2 protein-coding genes are annotated in these 3978 nt (G+C 56.5%); one reads left to right on the plus strand and one right to left on the minus strand.

Annotated elements, in window-relative coordinates:
* Positions 1-243: 243 nt before the first annotated feature.
* Positions 244-2511, plus strand: a complete 2268-nt coding sequence (gene parC / locus AB7I51_RS17760) for a DNA topoisomerase IV subunit A (protein WP_428405606.1) — start codon at positions 244-246, stop codon at positions 2509-2511.
* A gap of 29 nt (positions 2512-2540) precedes the next feature.
* On the opposite strand, the gene AB7I51_RS17765 is transcribed toward parC, so the two are convergent.
* Positions 2541-3978 (minus strand): RNA-directed DNA polymerase (locus tag AB7I51_RS17765; protein WP_428405607.1); only part of this gene is annotated, 1438 nt, incomplete at its 5' end.

Genomic DNA, 3978 nt, shown 5'->3' on the forward strand with positions numbered 1-3978 from the left:
CGACTTCGAACGCTACGCCACGACCGTCGCCGCCTTCGTCAAACTCGCTATGATCCGCATCATGCTTAAACGTCTGACCCGTGCAACGTCTTGTTCATGAATCCAAACTTTTCGGATCGGCTCTCAGACAAAATACAGGCGCGTCGACGGCCGCCCCCGCCGATTGGGAAAGGCGAACAGCCCGCTTGCGCCGCCGCTGCGACGGCCATAGTACCGACGTAACCTAAGATTCGGATTGACCAGATGGCGCAAAAAGGCGGCGGGGGAAGCGGAAAAGGCAAAGGCGCAAGCGATGTTAGCGTGATCGCGCCGGTCGATCTGCGCGAGGCTCTTGAAGAGCGCTATCTGCGTTACGCGCTGTCGACCATCACCGGCCGCGCGCTGCCGGACGCCCGCGACGGGCTCAAGCCCGTCCACCGCCGCATCCTTTACGGCATGCATATTTTGCGGCTCGATCCTGGCGCGCCGTTCAAGAAATGCGCGAAAATCGTCGGCGACGTAATGGGTTCGTTCCATCCCCATGGCGATCAGGCGATCTATGACGCGCTGGTGCGCCTCGCCCAGGATTTCTCCTCGCGCTATCCGCTTGTCGACGGGCAGGGCAATTTCGGCAATGTCGATGGCGATTCGGCCGCCGCCTATCGCTACACCGAAGCGCGCATGACCGCGGTCGCCCGCCTGCTGCTCGAAGGCATCGACGAAGACGCAATCGACTTCATCCCCAATTATTCCGGCGAAGAGAAGGAGCCGGTGGTGCTGCCCTCGGCGCTGCCGAATATGCTCGCCAATGGCGCGCAGGGGATCGCCGTCGGCATGGCGACCTCGATCCCGCCGCATAATCTCGCCGAGCTTTGCGACGCCGCGCTCTATCTCATCTCCCATCGCAAGGCGACCGCCGAACAGTTGCTGACCTTCGTGCAGGGGCCGGATTTTCCGACCGGCGGAATCGTCGTCGACAAGCGCGAAGAAATTATCGAGACCTATCGCACCGGGCGCGGCTCGTTTCGTTTGCGCGCGCGCTGGATGAAGGAAGAGCTGCCGCGCGGCGGCTGGGTCGCGGTCGTCACCGAAATTCCTTACGGCGTGCAAAAGTCGCGCCTCATCGAACGACTCGCCGAACTCGTCGCCGAGCGCAAATTGCCGCTCGTCGCCGATGTGCGCGACGAATCGGCGGAAGACGTGCGCATCGTCTTCGAGCCGCGGTCGCGCACGGTCGATCCGGCGCTGATGATGGAGACTCTGTTCAAGCTCTCCGAACTCGAAACGCGCTTCACGATGAACATGAATGTGCTCGTCGACGGCGTGGCGCCGCGCGTCGTTTCGCTCGGCGAGGCGTTGCGGCAATGGCTCGATCATCGCCGGACCGTGCTGCAACGCCGCTCGCGCCATCGCCTCGCCGCGATCATCCGGCGCATCGAGCAATTGGAAGGCATGGTCGTCGTCTTCCTCAATCTCGATGAGGTGATCCGCATCATCCGCGAAGAGGACGACGCCAAGGCGGAGTTAAAGAAGGCGTTCAAGCTCACCGATCTGCAGGTCGACTATATTCTCGACACGCGGCTGCGCGCCTTGCGCAAGCTTGAAGAAATGGAGCTGCGCAAGGAGCTCAAGGCGCTTTCCGACGAGCGCAAGGACATCGATGCGTTGCTCGCCGACGAAGCCAAGCAGTGGAAGACCATCGCCTGGCAGGTGCGCGAATTAAAGAAGAGCTACGGGCCGCAGACGCCGATCGGCAAGAGGCGCACGACTTTTGAGGACGCGCCGGAGGCGATCGATCTCGATCTCGCCGAAGCGATGATCGAGCGCGAGCCGGTCACCGTCGTCGTGTCGGAAAAGGGCTGGATTCGCGCGCTGAAAGGCCATGTGCAGGATCTCTCGAGCCTGCAATTCAAGGGCGACGATTCGCTCGCCGCCTCCTTCTTCGCGCAGACGACGTCGAAAATCATCGCGCTCGCTTCGAACGGCAAGGCCTATACGTTAGAAGCCTCGAAACTTCCCGGCGGACGCGGCCATGGCGAGCCGATCCGGCTCTTCGCCGATATCGAGGAAGGCGCCGATGTCGTTGCGGTTATGCCGCATGTCGCGGAGGCGTCGTTGCTGCTTATCACCAATGACGGGCGCGGCTTTGTCGCCGGCGCCGACGATCTTCTGTCGTCGACGCGTAAGGGCCGCGCGGTTCTCACCGTCGATCCGCCGTCGCGATTGAAGATCGTGACGCAGGCGAGCGGCGATATGATCGCCATCATTGGCGAGAACCGGAAGCTCCTGGTCTTTCCCTTGAGCGAAGCGCCGCGCATGGCCCGCGGCAAGGGCGTGCGCATGCAGCGTTACAAGGAGGGCGGCGTCTCCGACGCGAAGGTTTTTGCGCTGAAGGACGGCCTGACCTGGACGGACGCCTCAAGCCGCGTGTTCACGATCGACAGAGCGGAACTCAAGGACTGGATCGGCCACCGCGCCGAAGCCGGGCGATTGCCGCCGAGGGGTTTTCCGAGGAATAATCGGTTTGGGTGAGTAGAAACTATGCAGAAGCGTTATATAGCTCAAATATCATCGTTTTCGTTATCCGAGAGTAAATCTTCGAAATCTTCATCTTCAATATCATCGTAGCCATAACGTGTACGGCTTATGGCCCTCGTGTTTTGCTTTCTGACGCGCTTTGGATGCTCGTTAAAATCAAGCAATCTTATATGTTTTTTAGCTAAGTGGTCAAATTCATCCGAAAGCAAGCCAGAAAAAGCAGCCTTTGAAAAATTCTGCGAACGCGCCACCAAGTTTACCAGCCAGTTCGCATCGACAGATGAGAGCGACCCACCCAAAGCGAGTCTTGGCTTCGTCTTGAGCTTTCCTTCTACATAGGCTTGCACGAGCAAAGCTCGGATATGGGCATTTCGGGATTTCGACAATTCATCCACCATTGCGGTAGGAATTTCGATGTCACACGCTAACAAAAGCCATGTCATCCAAAGCACTTCGTGGTCGTGATTGAACGCTAGGCTGCGCTTTACTATCATCTCGGCAACTGTGAGCCATCCATCAGAATCGATTTTTTCGCCCAAGGCTTTCCTTTTCGTCACCAGCAAACAGGCGTAGTCAATTGCGTGGGGATGCTTTTGTATAATCCGCTGGGCGTTTTGCTCGACGTATTCCCAATTTATAGACCTATAAATACGAGCTTCATCAAATGACCTGAACAAAATCTTTATGGGACTATCAGACGTAATTAGTGTGGCCGCCGTCACTGCTTCAGAGATGGTGCGCTCAAATCGCTCGATGCCCTCCGTCGGTGCAAATCTGGGCATATGATCCCTCAGGCGCTGCGCCCAAAGGTCATTAATTGGCTCAAGGCTAGAGTAAATTTTTGTCTTTTGATCATTCAAATTCAGTTCATAATTTGCTAGAATTTCTCGCAATGTTGATAATACCGCCTGAGCATCATGCTCATTTCGTAATCCGATATAGTAATCATCAACGTGCCTAGCTGCTCCGACGATCCTATTCCCTACAAGGCTATTTAATTCTTGATCAATTTTTGCTAGGACGAACTCAGCTATCAATCGGTATGCATCTGGCCCGACTAATACAGCCCGTGTGTTACCGCGCTGTCCATTGCGTACGAAAAAATCGAGTGCATTGAAATAATTGCTGGTAGATGCTCTATCTGTGTCATTCTTGGATTGTTCGATACCGTGGGCAGCCCAAGCGATCGAATGAGTATAGATACTTGGAAAGCATTGAGCAATGTCTGCCTTCAAGATGAAGGGAGCAAAGCGTACATTTTTTGAAGTGTGCTTAGCATTACAGTTGCATTTTGATATGAGCGCGCTTTGCTTCTGCCTGATGTGCTCGTCGCCGAGCGACCAGGCGATGATGAACTCTGGTCGGATGCGTTTGCGCGCAAGGCGCGTCGCGATACGGCGGATTTCCTGCATCGACCAACGGATCAGCGGAGTTTCGATTTCACTGCCGGCTTCGTCGCTG

This window comes from Methylocystis sp., from assembly GCF_050246715.1.
Classification (GTDB): Bacteria; Pseudomonadota; Alphaproteobacteria; order Rhizobiales; family Beijerinckiaceae; genus Methylocystis.

Coding starts and splice junctions, on each gene's coding strand:
- parC (WP_428405606.1), top strand. CDS start 244: ATGGCGCAAAAAGGCGGCGGGGGAAGCGGAAAAGGCAAAGGCGCAAGC.